Annotated in this window: 20 protein-coding genes; 10 read left to right on the top strand and 10 right to left on the bottom strand. The window is 69.1% G+C overall.

Annotated elements, in window-relative coordinates; all coding sequences use genetic code 11:
* Positions 1 to 49: 49 nt before the first annotated feature.
* Complete coding sequence (locus tag DS837_RS08250) at positions 50 to 1,618, bottom strand: FAD-dependent oxidoreductase (RefSeq protein ID WP_149164288.1); 1,569 nt, start codon at positions 1,616 to 1,618, stop codon at positions 50 to 52.
* A 146-nt stretch (positions 1,619 to 1,764) separates the two neighbouring features.
* Between DS837_RS08250 and DS837_RS08255 the strand changes: the two genes are divergently transcribed.
* The gene (locus DS837_RS08255; RefSeq protein WP_149164289.1) at positions 1,765 to 3,429 is read left to right on the top strand and encodes an NAD+ synthase; all 1,665 of its coding nucleotides are present in this window, start codon (positions 1,765 to 1,767) and stop codon (positions 3,427 to 3,429) included.
* Positions 3,430 to 3,574: 145 nt separating this feature from the next.
* On the opposite strand, the gene DS837_RS08260 is transcribed toward DS837_RS08255, so the two are convergent.
* The 3 genes from DS837_RS08260 to ipdC all read right to left on the bottom strand — a co-directional run bounded on the left by DS837_RS08260 (position 3,575) and on the right by ipdC (position 6,382).
* Entirely contained in the window at positions 3,575 to 3,814 is a 240-nt protein-coding gene (locus DS837_RS08260; protein ID WP_149164290.1) for a hypothetical protein, read from the bottom strand.
* Positions 3,815 to 3,971: 157 nt separating this feature from the next.
* Entirely contained in the window at positions 3,972 to 4,541 is a 570-nt protein-coding gene (locus tag DS837_RS08265) for a hypothetical protein (RefSeq protein WP_038529345.1), read from the bottom strand.
* A gap of 203 nt (positions 4,542 to 4,744) precedes the next feature.
* Positions 4,745 to 6,382 carry an indolepyruvate/phenylpyruvate decarboxylase gene (gene ipdC / locus DS837_RS08270; RefSeq protein ID WP_149164291.1) on the bottom strand — a complete coding sequence of 546 codons (1,638 nt, stop codon included), beginning with the start codon at positions 6,380 to 6,382 and terminating at the stop codon, positions 4,745 to 4,747.
* 400 nt (positions 6,383 to 6,782) lie between these two features.
* Between ipdC and gltX the strand changes: the two genes are divergently transcribed.
* On the top strand, positions 6,783 to 8,126 hold the full coding sequence (gene gltX / locus DS837_RS08275; protein ID WP_149164292.1) for a glutamate--tRNA ligase: 1,344 nt from the start codon (positions 6,783 to 6,785) through the stop codon (positions 8,124 to 8,126).
* Between the two features lie 75 nt (positions 8,127 to 8,201).
* A complete protein-coding gene (gene cysS / locus DS837_RS08280) occupies positions 8,202 to 9,575 on the top strand; it encodes a cysteine--tRNA ligase (RefSeq protein ID WP_149164293.1) in 1,374 nt (457 codons plus the stop codon).
* Positions 9,576 to 9,579: 4 nt separating this feature from the next.
* Here cysS and DS837_RS08285 read toward each other — a convergent pair whose 3' ends face one another.
* Positions 9,580 to 10,776: an acyltransferase family protein gene (locus DS837_RS08285; protein ID WP_170295780.1), complete on the bottom strand. Its 1,197-nt coding sequence runs from the start codon at positions 10,774 to 10,776 to the stop codon at positions 9,580 to 9,582.
* Between the two features lie 300 nt (positions 10,777 to 11,076).
* Here DS837_RS08285 and DS837_RS08290 point away from each other — a divergent pair, with 300 nt between their 5' ends.
* Positions 11,077 to 11,541, top strand: coding sequence for a preQ0 transporter (locus DS837_RS08290; protein WP_149164295.1), 465 nt, complete (start codon positions 11,077 to 11,079; stop codon positions 11,539 to 11,541).
* A gap of 114 nt (positions 11,542 to 11,655) precedes the next feature.
* Here the strand turns inward: DS837_RS08290 and DS837_RS08295 are convergent, their stop codons facing one another.
* Together DS837_RS08295 and DS837_RS08300 are read right to left on the bottom strand one after the other, a co-directional pair.
* Positions 11,656 to 13,512 carry a CHASE domain-containing protein gene (locus tag DS837_RS08295; RefSeq protein WP_149164296.1) on the bottom strand — a complete coding sequence of 619 codons (1,857 nt, stop codon included), beginning with the start codon at positions 13,510 to 13,512 and terminating at the stop codon, positions 11,656 to 11,658.
* A gap of 9 nt (positions 13,513 to 13,521) precedes the next feature.
* Positions 13,522 to 13,935, bottom strand: coding sequence for a response regulator (locus DS837_RS08300; protein ID WP_149164297.1), 414 nt, complete (start codon positions 13,933 to 13,935; stop codon positions 13,522 to 13,524).
* Positions 13,936 to 14,248: 313 nt separating this feature from the next.
* Between DS837_RS08300 and cimA the strand changes: the two genes are divergently transcribed.
* The 6 genes from cimA (at position 14,249) to rpsD (ending at position 18,979) form a co-directional block, all read left to right on the top strand.
* A complete protein-coding gene (cimA, locus tag DS837_RS08305) occupies positions 14,249 to 15,853 on the top strand; it encodes a citramalate synthase (RefSeq protein WP_149164298.1) in 1,605 nt (534 codons plus the stop codon).
* A gap of 16 nt (positions 15,854 to 15,869) precedes the next feature.
* Positions 15,870 to 16,640 carry an RNA methyltransferase gene (locus tag DS837_RS08310; protein ID WP_149164299.1) on the top strand — a complete coding sequence of 257 codons (771 nt, stop codon included), beginning with the start codon at positions 15,870 to 15,872 and terminating at the stop codon, positions 16,638 to 16,640.
* Positions 16,641 to 16,681: 41 nt separating this feature from the next.
* Positions 16,682 to 17,395 carry a PAS domain-containing transcriptional regulator gene (locus tag DS837_RS08315; RefSeq protein WP_149164300.1) on the top strand — a complete coding sequence of 238 codons (714 nt, stop codon included), beginning with the start codon at positions 16,682 to 16,684 and terminating at the stop codon, positions 17,393 to 17,395.
* 156 nt (positions 17,396 to 17,551) lie between these two features.
* Complete coding sequence (locus DS837_RS08320) at positions 17,552 to 17,764, top strand: hypothetical protein (RefSeq protein ID WP_149164301.1); 213 nt, start codon at positions 17,552 to 17,554, stop codon at positions 17,762 to 17,764.
* Positions 17,765 to 17,905: 141 nt separating this feature from the next.
* Entirely contained in the window at positions 17,906 to 18,202 is a 297-nt protein-coding gene (gene cowN / locus DS837_RS08325) for a N(2)-fixation sustaining protein CowN (protein WP_149164302.1), read from the top strand.
* A gap of 162 nt (positions 18,203 to 18,364) precedes the next feature.
* Entirely contained in the window at positions 18,365 to 18,979 is a 615-nt protein-coding gene (gene rpsD / locus DS837_RS08330; RefSeq protein ID WP_149164303.1) for a 30S ribosomal protein S4, read from the top strand.
* Between the two features lie 76 nt (positions 18,980 to 19,055).
* Here the strand turns inward: rpsD and DS837_RS08335 are convergent, their stop codons facing one another.
* The 3 genes from DS837_RS08335 to DS837_RS08345 form a co-directional block, all read right to left on the bottom strand.
* On the bottom strand, positions 19,056 to 19,418 hold the full coding sequence (locus DS837_RS08335; protein ID WP_149164304.1) for a type II toxin-antitoxin system RelE/ParE family toxin: 363 nt from the start codon (positions 19,416 to 19,418) through the stop codon (positions 19,056 to 19,058).
* Entirely contained in the window at positions 19,379 to 19,621 is a 243-nt protein-coding gene (locus DS837_RS08340) for a hypothetical protein (RefSeq protein WP_149164305.1), read from the bottom strand. The genes DS837_RS08335 and DS837_RS08340 overlap by 40 nt, the downstream gene beginning before the upstream one ends.
* A 168-nt stretch (positions 19,622 to 19,789) precedes the next feature.
* On the bottom strand, positions 19,790 to 20,893 hold the full coding sequence (locus tag DS837_RS08345) for an alkene reductase (protein WP_149164306.1): 1,104 nt from the start codon (positions 20,891 to 20,893) through the stop codon (positions 19,790 to 19,792).
* Positions 20,894 to 21,041 lie beyond the last annotated feature (148 nt).

Below are 21,041 nucleotides of genomic sequence, written 5' to 3' on the forward strand. Positions count from 1 at the left end.
AGGGCTCCTGCAACGCCCGGTCGAAACACTTCGGTTTCGAAGGATTTTATCAGTTTTTGCTTGCAGAGTCCTCGATGGGGGCAAGGGGCTGGGTGGCCGGACCGTTCAGAACCGTCCCATCCACCGCGAAGCGGGAGCCGTGGCAGGGGCAGTCCCAGCTCCGCTCGCCGGGATTCCAGCGCACCACGCATTTCAGATGGGGGCAGATGGCGGAGCGGCGGTGCAGCATCCCCGACTCGTCGCGGAAGACGGCGACGGGCCAGACCCCCGACTTCAGGACCGCGCCCTGGCCGGGTTCGATGCGGTCCTCCCCCTCCAGTTCCGGCCCCTGGACGTAGGGCAGGAAGTGGCGGGCCACGTCCAGGTTCTCCCGCAGATAGGTGCCGAGCTTGCTGGTCATCTTGCGGCCGGGGTCGTACAGCGCGGCCCACGGGCTGCCGCTGCCGTGGATCAGCTCGCACAGGACCAGCCCGGCGATGGTGCCGTGGGTCATGCCCATGCCGCTGTCGCCGGTCGCCACGAAGACCCGCCCGCCATAGGCCGGGTCGGGGCCGATGAAGGCCAGCCCGTCGAAGGGCTCCATCACCTGCCCGGACCAGCGGTGCTCGACCGCCCCGGCCTGGGGGAAATGCGCGCGCGTCCAGGCCTCCAGCGCGGCCCAGCGCTCGGTCATGTCGCGGGCCTCGCCGGTCTTGTGGTCCTCGCCGCCGACGATCAGCCGGTCGTGGTCGGCCTCCGGCTGGAGCCGCGCATAGTGATAGGTGTCGAGCGTGTCCCAATAGAGGGCGTCGGGTACGCTGCCCTTCGGCACCCGGACGGAGATGGCATAGGTGCGGTAGGGCGCCTGCTTGGAATGGATGGCGAAGCGGTCGCTGATCGGGGAGTTGGTGGCGACGACCACCGCGGCGGCCTCGACCATCGCATGGTCCGGCCCGGCCTCGATGCGCACGCGCTCGCCGTTCTGCCGGATCGTGGAGACATGCGCCCCGGTGGCCAGCGCGCCGCCGCGCGCCAGGAAGGCGCCGGTCAGCCCGGCCAGATAATCGAGCGCGTGGATGCGCGCCTGCCGGGGGAAGCGCAGGCAGGGGCCGGGATGGCGGATGGGCGGGGCGTCCAGCCGCTCCACATCGTCCAGCCCGGCGCGGCGGGCGGCGTCGCGCTCGCGGTCCAGCCCGGCGGGGTCCTGCCCCGGCGCCAGCATCAGATAGCCGTCGAGCCGGGCGAAGCCGCAGTCGATGGCCTCCTCGCGGGCGATCCGCTCGATGGTGTCGATGGCGGCGCCGTGGCTGTCCGCCGCCATGCGGGCGCCAGACTCGCTGTGCAGCCGTTCGATTTCGGTGAAGCGGTCGTCGATGACGTTGGAAAGATGCGCCGTGGTGCGCCCGGTCTCGCCGCCGCCCGGCGGTCCGTCGTCCAGCAGCAGAACCGACTTGCCGGAGCGCTGGAGCAGGTAGGCCGTGGTGACCCCGGCGATGCCCGCCCCGACGACGATCACATCAGGGCGCAAGGCGCCCAGCGCCGCGGCGGTGGGGTCGACCGTCCCGGCGGGCATCGCCGGCCCGCCGCGGTCCATCCAGATGGAGGTCGTGGCCCCGGAACCTTGCCCGGACTTTTGCATGACCGGTCATCCTTCTGTTGGCGTCCTGTCCTTCCGGCAACACGGCGTGCGATGTTGCGGTTCCGCTGCGGCCGTGCGCCGCTTCCGCCCTCCGCCTCCGGCTGTTACGGTGTGGCCGATCCGCCGCTTCACCGGACGACGCCGCCATGACCGACCGCCTTTCCATCGCGCTGGCCCAGATCAATCCGACCGTCGGCGCCATCGCTGCCAACATCGACCGCATCCGCGACGCGCGGGCCGAGGCCGCCGCGCGCGGCGCCGACCTGATGGTCTGCCCGGAGCTGGCGGTGACCGGCTACCCGCCGGAGGATCTGGTGCTGAAACCCTTCTTCCTGGACGTGGTGGAGCGGGCGGTGCGTGAACTCGCCGCCGAGACGGCGGATGGCGGCCCGGCCCTGCTGGTCGGCGCGCCCTGGCGCGACGGCGGCGCATGTTTCAACGCGGCGCTGCTGCTCGACGGCGGAGCGGTCGCGGCGACCCGCTTCAAGGTGGACCTGCCGAACTACGGCGTGTTCGACGAGAAGCGCGTTTTCACCCCCGGCCCGCTGCCCGGCCCGATCAACGTCCGCGGCGTGCGGCTGGGCGTTCCGATCTGCGAGGACATGTGGTCCGCCGACGTGATCGAGACGCTGGCGGAAAGCGGGGCGGAGATCCTGGTGGTCCCCAACGGCAGCCCGTTCGAGCTGGGCAAGCACGACCAGCGCGTGCAGCTCGCCGTGCGGCGGGTCACCGAGTCCGGCCTGCCGCTGCTCTACGTGAATCAGGTGGGCGGGCAGGACGAGCTGGTCTTCGACGGCGCCAGCTTCGCGCTGGGCGCCGATCGCCGGCTGGTGGCGCAGGCTCCCGCCTTCACCGAGCATCTGCTGATCACCCGCTGGGAGCGCGGCGAGGACGATGTCTGGAGTTGCGCCGACACGGAGTGCGTCGCCCCGCCGGAGGGTCTGGAGTCGATCTACGCGGCGCTGGTGCTGGCCTTGCGCGACTACGTGAACAAGAACGGCTTCCCCGGCGTCATCCTGGGCCTGTCGGGCGGCATCGATTCGGCGCTGTCGGCGGCCATCGCGGTGGATGCCTTGGGCGCCGACCGGGTGCACGGCGTGATGATGCCATCGCCTTATACCGTGCAGGACAGCCTGGACGACGCCGCGGAATCGGCGGAGCTGCTGGGCTGCAAGCTGGACACCGTTCCCATCGTCCCGGCGATGGAGGCGTTCGAGCGGATGCTCCTGCCGGCCTTCGCGGGGCGCGATCCGGACGCCACGGAGGAGAACATCCAGGCGCGCTCCCGCGGCGTCACGCTGATGGCGCTGTCCAACAAGTTCGGCCCCATGGTGCTGTCCACCGGCAACAAGTCGGAGATGTCGGTCGGCTACGCCACGCTCTATGGCGACATGTGCGGCGGCTACGCCGTGCTGAAGGACGTCTACAAGACGATGGTCTACGCGCTGGCGCGCTGGCGCAACGGCCATGTGCCGGACGGCGCGCTCGGCCCGGCGGGGCGCGTCGTGCCGGAGCGGGTGCTGGTCAAGGCCCCGACCGCGGAACTGAAGCCCGACCAGACCGACCAGGACACGCTGCCGCCCTACGACGCGCTGGACGACATCCTGCGCTGTCTGGTGGAGAAGGATCTGGGCGTGGCGGAGATCGTCGCCCGCGGTCACGCGCCGGAGGTGGTGGACAAGGTCTGGCGCATGCTGCATCTGGCTGAATACAAGCGCCGCCAGGCGCCTCCGGGGCCGAAGATCACCCCGCGGTTGTTCAACCGCGAGCGGCGCTATCCGATCACCAACGGGTTCGGGAGCCTGGCGTGAGGTGTTGAGGGAGTAAAGCGCATTGCCCCCTCCCTAACCCTCCCCCGCTTCGCAGGGGAGGGGATTAAGGTCCCTCTCCTGCGAAGCGGGGGAGGGAAGGGGCCCGCGGCGTCGCCGCGGGAAGGGTGGGGGCAAGACCCGCAGTTCACCCGCGCGTCAGGCGGATGATCGTCACCATCATGCCGACCGCGTACAGCTCGGCCAGCGGAACGATCCAGGACGGGTGGAAAATGATCGATAGCGGCATGATCAGCAGAAGGATCAGAGCCGGAAACACGACGTAAGGCGAATTGCAGTAAGCCGGCAGGCCATGCACCAAGCCCGCGACGTTGTGCGCCTCTTCGCCAATCAAACGATCCGCATCACCAACAGTTTGGTCCACCATTCTCTAGCACCCACTGTATTTATGGTCTTTTTGTTCTCCATCTCTTTGGGACGGAGCGGCGTCCCTATAACACAGTTTGCCGCGGCGCGGGCACGACTTCGCGCCGTCTTGCCGGATGGCGAAAACGGCGCGGGAAGTCCTGAATTCTATTGTGGTTTTACGCCGCTTCGGTCAGCGCCAGATGCGGGCGGCGGACCATCGACTGGATGGTGAAGGGCGCGCGCACGCCGCCGCTGAACAGCTCGGCGCATTCCAGCGCCTTCAGCACCCGCTCCTCCGCCGGCAGGCCGGCCGTGGAGGCGAGCGAGCCCAGCGCGTAGTCGGACCCGCAGCCGATGGCGTGATACCCGCGCACCGCCTCGCCCACCTGATAGTCGGACTGGATCGAGAAGAGCCGCCCTTCGTAGCCCACCATGAAGGTGCCGCCGGTCTCCACGTCGTTGGAGCGGTGGGCGTAGCCGCCGTCCTTCAGGCAGCCGCGCACGGCGTCCACGAAATCGACGACCATGTAGCGGAAGACGTCGGCCTCGGGGTCGCGGTGCGGCGGCTCCAGCCGGTAATGCAGAAGCTGGCCCATGCGGAAGCTGCTGGTGAAGCCGATCAGCAGGTCGGCGTTGCGGAACACCTTGGTGTCCGCGCGTACGGTGATATCCAGGCCGTTCACGCCCGCGCTGTCACCACCCATCCACACACGATCGCCGTCCACCAAGCCAACAATGCAGGTCATCGCCGTCCTCGTCCCTGAATCAATTCCGCCCGAAAGCAGGGACAGGGTGGGCTTTTATGGTTAACGAATTGTTGCGCCGCGGCGGTGCCGAAGGGGGTATTTCGCTTCGGCACCTCGCTCCAAGCGCAAGCGCGACAACGGCTTAGCGGGCAAGCCCGATCGTTGGATGGCTGGCCGCCAGCCTGCGGACGCGGCGCCCCCGCCTACTCCCGGGGCGCGGCGTGCAGGCGCTTCTGCCCCTGGACGAAGCGGGCCAGCGTGTCGGACAGCACGCCGCGCGGGATCATCGCCTCGATCAGCTGGAAGCGCCCGCGCGTGGCGAAGGCCTTGTCCAGCGCCGCCTTCAGCTCCGCCCGCGTGCGCACGCGGACGCCGTCACCGCCCATGCCTGCCGCCATGTCGGCGAAGCGCCAGTCGTCCAGGTCGTTGAAGGCGGATTCGGGCTGGAAGGTGCGCAGCATCTCCCAGCTGGCGTTGTTGAACAGGATCACGATGGGGTCGATGCCCAGCCGTCGGCAGTTGCCAAGCTCCCACCCGGTCATCTGGAAGGCGCCGTCGCCGACCACCGTCAGGATGCGCTTGCCGCCCGACACGCACTGCGCCCCGATGCCCGCCGGCACGCCGAAGCCCATGCCCGCGTAGTAGCCCGGCGCCATCAGCCCGGCGTCGATCATGTCCATGGCGGTGAACAGGCAGTCGCCCATGTCCGCCGCGATCAGCAGCGGCTCCTGCCCGGCGCGGACGCGGTCGTTGACGGCGCGGGCGATGTCCATCGGGGCGATGGGGCCGTCGTCGGCCTGAAGGCCGGTCGGGTAGGCGTGGGGTTCCTTGCCGCGGGTCGTCCGGTCGGACGGCGGCAGCCGCTCCAGCAGAGCGTCCACCAGCCCGTCCAGCGGGATGTCGGCGTAGGTGTGATAGCCCAGCGTCACCGCCCGGTCGAAGGCGTGGATGGTCTTGCGCAGGTCGATCTTGCGCTGGGACACCGCGAAGTTGGTGTCGCTGAGGATGGCGCCGAGCAGGAACAGCCCGTCCGACTCCTCGACCAGCCGGGTGATCTCCGCGTCGCCGGCGACGCCGATGTAGGTGCCGAGTGGCGGGGTCGGCGCGTCGGCCAGCAGGCCGCGCCCCATGAAGGTGGTCACCACCGGCACGCCCAGCCGCTGCGCCAGCTCCGCCACCTTGACCTCCAGCCCATAGCGACGGACCTCGACGCAGACCATCAGCACCGGCGATATGGCCGAGCGCATGGCCGCCAGCACCTCGTCCGCGCAGGCCGCCAGCGCGTCGCGGTCCACCGGCCAAGCGGGGTCGTCGCCCACCGGCTCGACCTCGGCGTTGACCATGTTGCGGGGGATTTCCAGATAGACGGGGCGCGACAGGGCGCGGGCGGCACCCAGCACGCGGGCGATCTCCGCCGGGGCCTTGGCCGGGTCGTCCAGTCGGGCTTGGGCGACGGTGATCTCCTTGAACACCTGGAACTGCGTGTCCAGCGTGCGGCCCTGGTGGTGCAGCAGCAGGCCGGCGTTGCCCTCCGTCGTGCCCGGCGCACCGGAGATGACGACGACCGGCGACTTCTCGGCGTAGGCGCCGGCCACCGCGTTCACCATGTTGAACGCGCCCGCGCCATAAGTGACCGCCGCCACCCCCAGCGTCGCGCTGTAGCGCGCCGCCGCGTCCGCTGCGAAGCCGACCGCCGGCTCGTGGCTCAGCGTGTGCAGCGGCAGGATCTGCGTTTCCTCCGCCACCTTGAAGAAGGGCAGGGCGAAATCGCCCGGAATCCCGAACATGGCCTGTGCGCCGCGATCCTTCAGCGCGCGCAGCAGGGCTTCGGCCAGCTTCATGGCCGCTCTCCCGTTCCAATTGGTTTCGCGGGCCGAAAACCCGCACAGGGGAACAGCATCGCCTCCGCCACCGCTCCGCGCAAGAATTGTTTCATTCGAAACAATCCATGTGCGCCGGAAATTGTGGAGGAGTGGAGGCGGCGCTTGACATCCCATCTCCCGTCCCGGGAGAGGGAAGGGGCCCACGCGAAGCGTGGGAAGGGTGAGGGTGCTGCCAAGGACTGGCGTCTTGATCCTCGCACGACCCTCACCCGGCGCCTTCGGCGCCACCCTCTCCCGGGGCGGGAGAGGGGCATTTCTTCGAACGCGATAGGCCCCTTGGCGTCCGATGGGCGTCTTTCGGAGCGGCGCAGGGCGTGCTACGACTGCCGCACCGTTCCGACTTTCGAATGATGCCCGCATGTCCGTCGCCGTCCGCTTCGCCCCCAGCCCGACCGGTCTCCTCCACGTCGGCAATGTGCGCCTCGCGCTCGTCAACTGGCTGTTCGCGCGCAAGGCGGGCGGCACGTTCCTGCTGCGCCTCGACGACACGGACGAGGAGCGATCCAAGCCTGAATACGCGGAGGGGATCGAGCGGGACCTGACCTGGCTCGGCCTGACCTGGGACCGTTTCGCGCGGGAGAGCGACCGCTATGGCCGCTACGACGAGGTGGCGGCGGCGCTGAAGGCCAGCGGGCGGCTCTACCCCTGCTACGAGACGCCGGAGGAGCTGAACCTCAAGCGCGCCAGCCTCGTCTCGCAGGGCCGTCCGCCGATCTACGACCGGGCGGCGCTCCGCCTGAGCGACGCCGACCGCGCCCGCCTCGAATCGGAAGGCCGCAAGCCGCACTGGCGCTTCAAGCTGGAGCACAGGCCGGTCGAATGGACCGACCTCGTGCGCGGCCCGGTGCATTTCGAGGGCGCGGCTCTCAGCGACCCCGTGCTGATCCGCGAGGACGGGCGCCCGCTCTACACCCTGACCAGCGTGGTGGACGACGCCGACCTCGCCATCACCCACGTCATCCGCGGCGAGGATCACGTCGCCAACACGGCGGTGCAGATCCAAATTTTTGAGGCGGTTGGCGGGGCCGTCCCGGTCTTCGCCCATCTGCCGCTGCTGACCGACGCGGCGGGGCAGGGCCTGTCCAAGCGGCTGGGCAGCCTGTCGGTGGCCAGCTTGCGCGAGGAGGAGGGGATCGAGGCGATGGCGCTGGCCAGCCTGCTCGCCAAGCTCGGCACCTCCGACGCCATCGAGCCGCGGCTGACGCTGGACGAGCTGGTGGCCGAGTTCGACATCGCCAAGGTGTCCCGCGCCACCCCGAAATTCGACCCGGAGGAGTTGCTGCGGCTGAACGCCCGCATCCTCCATCTGCTGCCCTTCGAGCGGGTGTCCGGGGAGCTGGCCGCGCTCGGCCTGACGGAGGCCGACGCCGCCTTCTGGGAGGCGGTGCGCCCCAACCTGTCGCGCGTCGCGGAGGCCCGCGACTGGTGGGCGGTGACCCACGCCCCGGTCGCCCCGGTGGCGGACGACTCCGCCTTCCTGGCCGAGGCGGCGGCCCTGCTGCCGGAGGAGCCCTGGGACCTCTCCACCTGGGGCACCTGGACGGGTGCGGTGAAGGCGAAGACGGGCCGGAAGGGCAAGGATTTGTTCCTCCCCCTGCGCCGCGCCCTCACCGGGCGGGACCATGGACCGGAATTGAAGAACCTGCTACCCCTGATCGGCCGAACCCGCGCGCAAAAGCGCCTCGCGGGAGAGACGGCCTAAAGTCCTTTCCCCCACCCCGGCCCTCCCCCGCCGGGCGGGGGATTTGGAAGACCCTCTCACAGGAGACATGGCGCCGTGCCGCTGGACCTCTACAACACGCTGACCCGCCGCAAGGAACGCTTCGAGCCGATGACTCCGGACCGGGTGGGCATGTATGTGTGTGGACCCACGGTCTACGACACCGCGCACATCGGCAACGCCCGCCCGGTGGTGGTGTTCGACCTGCTGTTCCGGCTGCTGCAACGGCTCTATCCGGCGGTGACCTACGTCCGCAACATCACCGATGTGGACGACAAGATCATCGACCGCTCGCGCGACAGCGGGGAGCCGATCGAGGCGCTGACCAAGCGCACCGCCGACCTCTACCACGCCGACATGGACGCGCTGAACGCGCTGCGTCCGACCATCGAGCCGCGCGCCACGCACCACATCTCGCACATGGTCGCCCTGATCGGTCTGCTGATCGAGCGCGGCCACGCCTATGCCGCGGAAGGGCATGTGCTGTTCTCCGTGCCGTCGATGGCGGAATACGGGCAGCTGTCCCGCCGCTCGCTGGACGAATTGATCGCCGGCGCCCGCGTCGAGGTCGCCCCCTACAAGCGCGACTCCTCCGACTTCGTGCTGTGGAAGCCGAGCGCCGCCGACCAGCCCGGCTGGGACAGCCCGTGGGGCCGCGGCCGGCCGGGCTGGCACATCGAGTGCTCGGCCATGGCGAAGGAGCATCTGGGGGTCACCTTCGACATCCACGGCGGGGGGCTGGACCTGATCTTCCCGCACCATGAGAACGAGATCGCCCAGAGCCGCTGCGCCCACGGCGGCGAGCCGCTGGCCCGCTACTGGGTCCACAACGGCTTCGTGACCGTCGAGGGCGAGAAGATGTCCAAGTCGCTGGGCAATTTCTTCACCGTGCACGAGCTGCTGGACGAGTTCCCCGGCGAGGCCATCCGCCTGACGCTGCTGAGCGCGCACTACCGCCAGCCGCTGGACTTCACCCGCGAGGGGCTGAAGCAGTCCAAGGCAACGCTCGACCGCTGGTATCAGGCGCTGCGCGGCGACCCGGCTCCGGCGCAGGCCGAACTGCCGTTCGACGTGTTGGCCGCGCTGGAGGACGACCTCAACAGCCCGCTCGCCATCTCGCATCTGCACGAATTGGCGTCCGCCGTGAACAAGGCGACGGGCGAGGCGGGAAAGGCCGCCGCCAAGGGCGCACTGCGCGCCGCCGGCGAGGCGCTGGGCCTGCTCCAGCAGGATCCGGAGGCATGGTTCCGCTGGGCGCCGAAGGGGGCCGCGGCCTTGTCGGACGCCGACATCCAGCAGCGCATCGACGACCGTCTGGCCGCCCGCAAGGCCAAGAACTACGCGGAGGCCGACCGCATCCGCAAGGAGCTGGCCGACCTCGGCATCGTTCTGGAGGACGGCCCGCAGGGCACGACCTGGAAGCGGGCGTAACGCTCTAACCGGTCCGGCGCGCCATCGCCTCGCGGCCGCGCGCCGAACCGCTTTGCTTTTTCGCTTCCCCCGGCGGAATGCCGTTCATCAGGAAGCGCAGCGTCGGCGAGCGGCGCACCAGCCCGTGATGGACCGCCAGCGGCACGAACAGGCCGACCGCGGTGATCGCGGCGAACTCCAGCAAAGGCGGCGCGGTGACGGCCAGCAGGGCGAAGCCGGCGGCCATGACCACCAGATGGTGCAGCAGATAGATCGTGTAGGAGGCCTGCGACAGCGCCCGCACCCGGCGGCTCTCCGCCGAGAAGAAGGCCTGCGTCAGGCCGAGGACGAAGCGGAAGGCCGACCAGGCGGCGACGGCGCGCAGCACTTCGTCGAGGAAGCGGACCGGCATGGGCTTCTCGATGCCGACCATGCCGATGTGGATGGCGAAGCACACCAGATAGGTCAGCGCCACCCCCCAGCTCGCCTTGGCGTAGCGGGCGGCCCCGCCCGGCCAATGGGCGATCAGCACCCCGACCGCGAAGAAGCCCGCCGAGGTGACGATGCTCACCGCCGTCGAGTTGGTCGGCACCAGCGGCGTCACCAGCCGATCGGAGATGTTGTCGAACCCCAGCACCCCCATCATGACGAGGCTGAGCAGGAGCGGCGGCAGCCAGTCCGGCGGGTCGGCCAGCCAGCGGGCCAGCCCCGGCGCGCGCTCCGCCATCCGCCGGTGCAGCGCGACCAGCAGCGGGTAGGCGAGGCAGAGCGCCAGCACGCCGATGAACAGCTCGACCAGGAACCACAGGTGATAGACGAGCCCGCCGCTCCAGAAGGCGGCGGGGATGGTCTGGGTGAGGAACTCCGCGGCGGTCAGGCCGGGGTCGATGGCGCGGCTTTCCATCCACAGCTGCGCGACGTTCAGCGTCACCGTCATGGCGACGAGCGGCACCAGCAGCCGCGAGGCGCGCGAGGTCAGCACCGCCCGCGGTCCGTGGCGGCGCAGGCTGTGGGTGATCAGCAGGCCGGAGATCAGGAAGAAGGCGGGCATGCGGAAGCTGTGGATGAAGTCCGCGAACAGCCCGATCCAGGCGATGCCGTCGGGGGAGTTCATCACCCAGTCGTAGCCCGGCGAGTAGATCAGCGCCGCGTGGTAGGGCACGCCGAGGATCATCAGCAGGCTGCGCGCCGCGTCCAGCGAATGATCCCGTGTGCCGCCCAATCCAATTGATACGCCCGCCGCCGCCATCGCCCTCACCTTTCGGGGTCTCTTTCGTTTCACCTCTCCGAACGAACGCGCCCGGGCATCGTCCGGATGCGCTAGAGACGGCGGCTCATTCGGGGAACCGACGTGGGGGTAAGCCGTTCTTGCCGGTTGCGCTCCGTCCGCACCGGCGCGCGCCGAGGGTTCACGGCGACGGGGCGAACCTGTTACAAGACCGCTGCGGAGCGCTCGCATTCACGCGGGTGGCGCCGTCGTTCGCGCCCGTATTTCCGCGGGTGGCTTTTGGAGGATTCCGTCATGCTCTGGCTCGCCGCCTACATCGGCAGCGTACTCGCCATCAACTACGCCTTCAGCTTGGCGCCGCATCTGGATCTGGTGTGGTCCTGCTGGGCCGGGTTGATCTTCATCCTGCGCGACATGGTCCAGGTCCGTTACGGCCACTGGTCGCTGGCCGCCATGCTGGCCGCCACGCTGCTGTCCTTCCTGCTGGCCGACCCCTTCGTCGCGACGGCCAGCGTCACCGCCTTCGCGGTGTCGGAACTGATCGACTGGGGCGTCTTCACCATCACCCGCCGCCCGCTGCGCGACCGCCTGTGGATCAGCGCCGCCCTGTCGGTGCCGGTGGACACGGCGCTGTTCTTCGGCATGCTCGGCATCTGGGACCCGACGGTCTGGGCGGCCAGCCTCGCGTCCAAGCTGGCCGGCGTGTCGGCGGTGTGGATGCTGATGCGCGCCCGGTCGGCGCGGCTGGCGACGGCCTGACCCGGTCCCGGATTTGGCAATCGCCGACTCGGTGATCCACCGGTTCCGCCGCGACTGTTCCCAGCCGTGGCGGGACTACGCGGCGTCGGCGATTGCCAAAAGAACCGGAGGGCGTCAGGCCACCGAGGTCACGGTTTCGATGGTCTGGCGGGGGCTGGGCGCCTCGTCGGGGATCTCGACCAGGAAGATGGCGCCGCGTCCCGGGCGCGACAGCACCCGCACCCGGTAGCCGAGCAGGCGGCTGAGCCGCGCCACGGTGGCGAGGCCGAGGCCGAGGCCCTTGCGCCGGTCGCGCTCCGGATTGCCGATCTGGTAGAAGTCCTCGAAGATCAGATGCAGCCGGTCCTGCGGGATGCCGGGGCCGGTGTCCTGCACCTTGATGGCGGTGAAGCCGCGCGCCTGCCGGCAGGTCACGCGGATGGTGCCGCTGGGCGTGTATTTCAGCGCGTTGCTCAGCAGGTTGCGGACGATCCGCTCCAGCATCGCCGGGTCGGTCGTCACCCGGGCGCCGCCGCAGGTGACGCGGAAGCCCAATCCCTTGCCGGCGGCTTCCAGCCGGCCTTCCTCGCAGATGCGCTCCAGGAAGACGGGCAGGTCCAGTTCGGACAGCTGCGGGCTGATCACGCCGGTCTCCAGCGTGGCGATGTCCATCAGCGAGTTCAGCAGGCGTTGGGTCGCCTCGAACCCGTCGCGCGCGGCGTCCACCAGCTTGCGCAGCCGCGGGCTGTCCGCCTGTTCGCCGATCATGTGCAGATAGATGCCCAGCGTCTGGAGCGGCTGGCGCAGGTCGTGGCTGGCGGCGGCCAGGAAGCGCGACTTGGCGGCGTTGGCCTGTTCCGCCTCCGCCCGCGCCCGCGCCAGCGCGTCGTAGCTGCGGCGCAGCTCCGCCATGCGGTCGCGGTCCTGGAGCACGGAGTTGACGGTGGCGACCAAAAGCAGCGTGATGATCAGGCCGGCGAACAGCACCGCCCGCGGCGTGGCGCTGGCCACGCTCCCCTCGAAGGCCTGGGTGCCGGACAGCACCAGCGTCCAGGGGCGGCCGAACACCTCGACATGGAGAACCTCCCGGAAAGCGGCGTCCCGGTCGGCCGCGGAGTCGAACATCAGGGAGTCCGCGGTGGTCTCCGTCCCGTCATGGACGCGGATGTCCAACAGCTCCGAGGCGCCCTGGTCCATGATGCTGCGCATCAGGTCGTGCGCGCGGAAGGGGCTGTAGACGAAACCCAGCAGCGCCTCGCGCCGGTCGGCGACGGTGGTCAGGGGCAGGGCCTGGTCGTAGACGGGCACATAGATGAGGAAGCCGGGCTGCACGTCCTCTTCGGTTTCCTGGACCAGCCGCAGCCGGGCGGTCGCCGCGGCGGTGCCGCTGATGCGGGCGCGCTCCATGGCGGCCTGGCGGGTCGGCTCAGCGTGCATGTCGAAGCCGAAGGCCCGCAGGTTGCGGCTGGCGAAGGGCTCGATGTAGACGATGGGGAAATATTCGGGCCGCTCCCCTTCCGGTGTTACGCGGTAGCTGTAGAAGCCGGCGGCATGCAGCGCCGCCTCGTGCTGCTCCCGGTCGGGAGCCTTCACGCGCTTGGCGTAGCCGATGCCCTGGATGCCGGGATAGCGGTCCTCCACATGCAGGCCGGTGACGTAGGCCCGCCATTCCGTGCGGCTGACCTGCCCGCCGCCCGCGTCCACCATCGCCACGGCGCCCTGCAGCATCTGTTCATAGGTGTCGAGCCGCGCCGTGACGTCGCCGGACAGGTCGCGGGCCAGCGCGCGGAAGCGCGCCTCGGCCAGCCGGTGGGTCTGCTCGGTCAGCAGCAGCCAGGCGAGGCCGGTGAGCAGCAGCCCCAGCCCGAAGACCACCCAACTCTCCCACGACCGGAACAGCCGTCCGTCGGTGGCGGCGGCGCGCTTGCGCTTCGGCTTGTCGTGCTTCGGCTGGGGCGGCGTGGAGGGCGCCGATGGTAAGGGAACGTCCATGCCGGCCCGTCACGCCGTACCGGCGGGCTGCTCCCGCAGCACCTTGGTCAGCACCGCCTGGAGGTGGGGCGGCAGCACCGGCTTCTGCAGGACGGTCAGCCCGCGGGCGCGGGCGTCGCGCAGCCCTTCGGTGGAGGTGTCGCCGGTGATGATGACGCCCGGCACCTCGGCCCCGGCCTCCGCGCGGATGCGGTCGATGGCCTGCACGCCGGTGCGCCCTTCGCGCAGCCGGTAGTCGGCCAGGATGGCGTGCGGCGTTTCCCCGGCGGTGGACAGACGGTCGACGGCCTCGCCCTCGCTCTCGGCGGTGACGACCCGGTACCCCCACATCTCCAGCAGGAGGTTGAGGGCCTGCAGAACCGTCCGCTCGTCGTCGATCACCATGACGAGCTTGTCCTGGTCGTCGTCACCCGCGGGAGTCACCGTGTCCAATCCATCCGTTCACAAGGGGCGTTGATCATACAGTCCAACCGGCATCCGGCCAGAAAAGAGTACCGCACCCGTGAGATGGGCGCCATGCAGAGGGGCGGCTGTGTAGCACAGACGATGGTTTGTTCGGTCAGTACATTTGTCCTATTACCTCCATTGCGCGCCTATGGCCGGCGTGGCAAAGCCCCGCATTCCTGGCGGGTTCGATCAAAAGCATTGAGATGACCGAGCGCATCGTCCATTCTTCCGGCCCTCCGGACAGTCCTATGACCTTCCTTCGGGCGACCAATATCTTCGGGCGGCGGCAATGACGGGCGAACGCATCCATCTGTACGACACGACGCTGCGCGACGGGGCGCAGACCCAGGACGTGGATTTCTCCGTCGCCGACAAGATCGCCATCGCCCGCGACCTCGACCGGCTGGGAATCGACTATGTGGAAGGCGGCTGGCCCGGCGCCAACCCGACCGACGACCAGTTCTTCGCCGAGGCGCCGGAGCTGGCCCGCTCGACCTTCACCGCCTTCGGCATGACCCGCCGTCCCGGCCGCAGCACCGCGAACGACCCGCAGCTCGCCGCCCTGATCCAGTCCAAGGCGCGCGCCGTCTGCATCGTCGGCAAGACCTGGGACTTCCATGTCGATGTGGCGCTGGCCATCCCGCGCGAGGAAAACATCGAGCTGATCGCCGACAGCATCGCCGCGCTGAAAGCCGCCAAGGGCGAGGCGCTGTTCGACGCCGAGCATTTCTTCGACGGCTACAAGCGCAACCCGGCCTACACCGCCTCCTGCATCAAGGCCGCCTATGAGGCGGGCGCGCGCTGGGTCGTGCTGTGCGACACCAACGGCGGCACGCTGCCGCACGAGATCGACGAGATCGTCCGTCGGGTGATTGAGGAGCACGGCATCCCCGGCGACCGGCTGGGCATCCATTGCCACAACGACACCGAGAACGCCGTCGCCAATTCGCTGGCCGCGGTGCGCGCCGGGGTGCGGATGGTGCAGGGGACGATCAACGGTCTGGGCGAGCGCTGCGGCAACGCCAACCTCGTGTCGCTGATCCCGTCGCTGATGCTGAAGATGGGCTACGACGTCGGCATCAAGCCCGCCGACCTGCCGCTGCTGACCGAGATCAGCCGCAAGTTCGACGAGCGGCTGAACCGCGCGCCGAACCGCCACGCCCCCTATGTCGGCGCCAGCGCCTTCGCCCACAAGGGCGGGCTGCACGTCTCCGCCGTGGAGAAGGACCCGTCCTCCTACGAGCATGTCGAGCCGGAGGCGGTCGGCAACCGCCGGCAGATCGTCATGTCGGACCAGGCGGGCCGCGCCAACGTCATCGCGCGGCTGCGCGAGATGGGCATGGCCGTGGACCCGAAGGACGAGCGGCTGAACCGCCTGCTCGACCTCGTGAAGCAGCGCGACACCGAGGGTTACGCCTACGACACCGCCGAGGCCAGCTTCGAGCTGCTGGTCCGCCGCGAGCTGGGCGAGGTGCCGGACTATTTCACGCTGAAGCGCTTCCACGTCACCGACGAGCGCCGCTACAACGCCAAGGGCGAGCTGGTGGTCGAGTCCGAGGCGGTGGTGCGCGTGAAGATCGGCGGCAAGGAGTATCACGAGGTGGCATCGGGCAACGGCCCGGTGAACGCGCTGGACACCGCGATGCGCAAGGCGCTGGAGCCGCTGTACCCGCTGCTCGACGGGGTGAAGCTGTCCGACTACCGCGTGCGCATCCTGGCCGCCAAGGACGGCACCGGCGCCATGCCGCGCGTGCTGATCCGCTCGCGCAACGGCGACGGGCAGGAATGGTCCACGCTGGGCGTCTCCACCAACATCATCGAGGCGTCGATGGAGGCGCTGGTGGACAGTTACACATTCAAGCTGTTTAAAGGCGGCGCAACACCGCGAAGCTGAGACCAAAGTTCAGATCATGACCTCCGGCAAAGACCCCAACCGGCCCTCCGTCCTGGGTGGCCCGACCATCATCCTCGTGCAGCCCCAGCTCGGCGAGAACATCGGCGCCTGCGCGCGGGCCATGCTGAATTGCGGCCTGACCGAGCTGCGTCTGGTGAAGCCGCGCGACGGCTGGCCGAACGAGAAGGCGGTGGCCGCGGCGTCGGGCGCCGATCCGGTTCTGGATGGGGCCAAGCTCTACGACACGACGGCGGAGGCCGTGGCCGACCTGAACGTGGTCTTCGCCACCACCGTCCGCACCCGCGGGATGATCCAGGAGTTTGTCACCCCGCGCGTCGCGGCGACGGAGCTGCGCGCCCATGTCGACTCCGGGCACAAGACCGGTGTGCTGTTCGGGCCGGAGCGCACCGGTCTGGTCAACGACGACCTGACGCTGGCTTCAACGCTGATCACCGTTCCGCTGAACCCGGCCTTCTCCTCGCTCAATCTGGCGCAGGCGGTTCTGCTGATCGGCTACGAATGGTTCCAGACCGGCGAGACCCCGCCGGACCGCGTTTTGCACACCGGCCAGACCCGCCCGGCGACCAAGGCGGAGCTTGTGAATTTCTTCGAGCATCTGGAAGGCGACCTCGACCGCACCGGCTTCTTCACCTCGCCGGAGAAGCGCCCCTCCATGGTCCGCACGCTGCGCAACGCCTTGGAGCGGATGCAGATGACCGAGCAGGAGGTCCGCACCTTCCACGGCGTCGTCGCCGCGCTGACCGGGCGGCGCAAGGGCGAAGCGTAACCCTCTTCCCTTCCGGGGCGGATCGCGGCCTATACTGCCCCATGGAATACACCTTGCAGCATATGGACGTTGGCCTCGTCCTGCTCGACGGCGACCGGCGCGTGGTGTCGGTCAACGCTTCCGTGGCGCGGATGCTGGGGCGCGACCGTCCGCTGCTGGGGGCCAGCCTGCACGACCTGCATCCGCCGGGCAGCCGGGCCAAGGTGGAACTGCTGCTGGCCGCGGCGCACGATCCGGACTCCCCGGCGGTGGCCAGTTCCATGATGGTGGCGCTGCCGGGACGGACCATCGTGGTGAAGGCCACCGCCCTGCCGCCGGGCGGCGGGGCCGCGCTGGCCCTGATGCTGTTCGAGGTGAACGGCAAGGCGCTTCCCGAGCCGGCTCCGCCGTCGCCTGCGGACGCGGTGGCCGAACCCGTCACGCCGCTGGTCAAGCTGCCGATCACGACGCGCCAGGGCGTGGTTCTGATCGACCCTGCCGATGCGGTCTATGTGCAGGCCGACGGCCATTACACGCGGGTCCACACGGCGGATGGCGCCTTCTTCTGTTCGCTCTCCCTATCGGAGCTGGAAGCGCGGCTGGACGGGCGGCAGTTCGTGCGGGCGCACCGGCGTTATCTGGTCAACCTGCGCCACGCCCAGGCCATCGACCGCAGCGACGGGCGGGCCGCCTTCGTCATGGCCGCCCCCGGCTCCCCCCGCGTGCCGGTCAGCCGTGGCCGGATCGAGCAGTTGAAGAAGCTGCTGGCCCTCTAGCCTTTCTCCTTACGCGCATCAGGGTTGATCCCGCCGCCTTGTGACTTCCGACGGCGGTTGATCCGCCTCAATCGTCCCGTCCCGCCGCAGGCGTAAAACAAAGCCATGGCCGGCGCCCGCATCGGGTGGGCGCCAGGATGACGAGGAGATACGGCCATGGCTTTCCTGGACGACGACCACGCCTATGTGGATCAGCTCGTGGTGGAGTATTACGGCGACCGCCTGACCGGGCTCGCGCCGGCGCGTCTCGCCGCTCTGCACGCGCTGTTCGGCGAGGTGATGTGGCACGAGGGGATCGAAGCGCTGACCCCGCAGCGGCTGAACACGCTGCTGGACTTCACCGAGGAAGAGCTGTCGCACGCCGCCTGAGGGGTGAGAGCGCGAACCGTTCGCGCAGCACTCCCGCCATTCATGCCGTCCGCCCGCCGTTCGTGCAGCGGGTCTTGTCCCTGGCCCCGCCTTCCGCGATGAGGGATGTCAACACAACCCTCTTCCGCAGGAAGCACCACCGTGGACGCAACCGACACTCCCGACCGCTACGTCTCCTTCAAGGGCATCGACTGCGAGGGCAACTCCCGCCGCATCATCGAGCGCCTGCACATGCACATCGACGACCCGGCCAAGACCAACGCCTTCTGGGAACGCTTCCGGGCGAAGCTGGCCGTGGCCGACGACCCATTGAAGCGTCAGGCGGACGGGCTGTGCCTGCTCTGCGCCAACGTCTATTACATCTCCGACCTGTTCGAAGAGTATGAGGACGAGGAAGGTCTGGCCATGCTGCGCCAGCTCGAGGACGAGTGCTGCTGACGTTTCGTTTTTGGACTCATGGTTTGACAAGGCGCGCCGAATCCGTATAGTGCGCGCCTTCACTCCTGGGAAAGCGGGCGTGCCTCTTGTTTGCGCCCCGTCGGCGGCCTGTTCCGCTGAACTACCGGGACAAAACCAACTCGTGTTCCATCGAGGATCAAAATGGCCAAGCGTCAACAGTCCAAGTACAAGATCGACCGCCGCCTCGGCGTAAACCTCTGGGGCCGCGGCAAGTCGCCGATCAACAAGCGTGAGTATGGCCCCGGCCAGCACGGCCAGCGCCGCAAGAAGCCGTCCGACTACGGCCTGCAGCTCATGGCGAAGCAGAAGCTGAAGGGCTACTACGGCAACATCGGCGAGAAGCAGTTCCGCCGCATCTACGCCGAGGCCGTGCGCCGCAAGGGCGACACCGGCGAGAACCTGGTGGGCCTGCTGGAGCGCCGCCTGGACGCGGTGGTCTACCGCATGAAGTTCGCGCCGACCCCGTTCGCCGCGCGCCAGATCGTCAACCACGGCCACATCCTGGTCAACGGCCGCCGCCTGAACATCCCGTCGGCCCAGATCAAGGAAGGCGACACCATCGAGGTGCGCGCCAAGTCCAAGCAGATGGCCCTCATCCTCGAGGCCACCGCCTCGGGTGAGCGCGACACCCCGGACTACCTGGAAGTCGACACGGGCGCCCTGAAGGGCCGCTTCGTCCGCGTCCCGCTGCTGGCCGACATTCCGTACCCGGTCCAGATGGAACCGAACCTGGTCGTCGAGTTCTACTCGCGCTGACCGTTCGGCCCAGCCGACACGCGAAAGGCCGCGCCTCCGGGCGCGGCCTTTTTCGTTTGGGATGGGCGGTCGTGTCTCAATACGGCGTCCGCAAGACCCCTTCGGACAGGGCCGCTCCGTGGAGAATGCGCAGAACCCTCAGCGCATCCGGCCCCTGGCGGCGGTAGTAGATCAGGTAACGGCCATACCCGCCGACGGGCCACGCCCGTATGCCGCGAAGCGCCGGATTTCGCCAAAGCCGGGTCGATCCAATGTCGGGGTGCTCGGCGATCCGCGCGAAACTACGCTCGACGGCGGTCAAAAAGCGTTCGGCGGCCGCCTCATCCCGCAGGCCGATGTACGTATAATGGTCGAGAATATCCTTCCGCGCGCGTGGGCTCGGAAGGATGCGCATGGCGTTCAGATGTTTTTGCGGGTTGCGGCCAGCGCGGCCCGGCATTCGGCCCGCATCGCCTCGGCATCCCACTCTCCGCCGTCTCCTTCAAGCCCTTTCAACAAGGCGCCTTCCAGCGCTTCGTCGGATGCATCGCGGGCATCGGCGGCGATGAGATGGGCAAGATAGGAGGCCACATCCTGGAAGCCGGCTTCGCTGGCGCGGCGTTCAGCCATCTGTTCGATGTTGCGCGGCAGAATAACGCTCATGCCCGTCTCCTTCGCTCGGTTCAGGATAACAGCCGATTCCCGGAACGGGCAACGTCCGCGCTGGTGGCCCAGTGGAAAGAAACCCGGTGGAAAGAAAAAAGCCGGAACCCTTGCGGGTCCCGGCCTTGAGGTGCGGGGATCGGGGGCAATCCCCGCGGGGGAGAGGGATCAGGCGTCGGCCGTTTCAAGCGCCGGATAGTCGGTGTAGCCGTGGGCGTCGCCGCCGTAGTAGCTGGTCTTGTCCGGCGTGTTCAGCGCCGCGTTGCGGCGGAAGCGCTCCGGCAGGTCCGGGTTGGCGATGAAGGGCTCGCCGAAGCTCACCGCGTCCGCCGCGCCGGCGGCGATGGCCGCCTCGGCTTGCTCCTTGCTGTAGCCGCCGTTGATGATGAAGGGGCCCTTGAAGATCCGGCGGAGTTCCGCCGCGAGGTGCGGGGCGCCTTCCGGCGGGGCCATGTGGTGGCCCGGCTGGCCTTCGATGACGTGCAGGAAGGCGAGGCCGAAGGGGTTCAGCGCCTCGGTGACGTGGGTGTAGAGCGCCCGCGGGTCGCTGTCCGCCATGTCGTTGAAGGTGCCGGTCGGCGACAGCCGGACGCCGACCCGGCCGGGGCCGACGGCGGTGGTCACCGCGTCCAGGATCTCCAGCAGGAAGCGCGCCCGGTTCTCCACGCCGCCGCCGTAGCGGTCGGTGCGCTTGTTGCTGCGGTCGCGCAGGAACTGGTCGATCAGATAGCCGTTGGCGCCGTGGATCTCCACCCCGTCCAGCCCGGCGTCGAACACCGCGCGCTTGGCGGCGTCGGCGAAGGCCTTGACCAGACCGGGGATCTCGTCGGTCTCCAGGGCGCGCGGGGTGGGGAAGGGCAGCAGGCCCTTGCTGGTGTAGGACTCACCGGCGGCGGCGATCGCCGAAGGGGCGACCGGCAGGGCGCCGTTCGGCTGGAATTCCGTGTGGGAGATGCGGCCGACGTGCCAGAGCTGCGCGGCGATCAGCCCGCCCTTGGCGTGGACCTCCTCCGCGATGCGGCGCCAGGCGAGCGTCTGCGCGTCGGTGTGGAGGCCCGGCGTGCTGGGATAGCCCTGGGCGGTGGCCGAGACCTGAGTCGCCTCTGTGATGATGAGGCCGGCGGAGGCGCGCTGGCCGTAGTAGTCGGCCATCAGCTGGGTGGGAACGTTGCCCTCGCCCGCGCGGCTGCGGGTCATCGGCGCCATGATGACGCGGTTCGGCAGCTCCATGGAGCCAAGACGCAGCGGCGTGAACAGATCGGCGGTGGTCATGATGCGGTTGCCCTCTCGATTCAAAAATCGGGTCCCATTTTGGGGCGTCCCAAGTTGGGGCGTCCCAAGTTGGGGTCCGGGGTTCCGCGGGTTGGGCGGTGCCCGGTATGTATGTGGGTACATACTTGCCAGCGCCATCCGGGCTTGT

The organism is Azospirillum brasilense (assembly GCF_008365405.1).
In the GTDB taxonomy this organism is placed as follows: domain Bacteria; phylum Pseudomonadota; class Alphaproteobacteria; order Azospirillales; family Azospirillaceae; genus Azospirillum; species Azospirillum brasilense_D.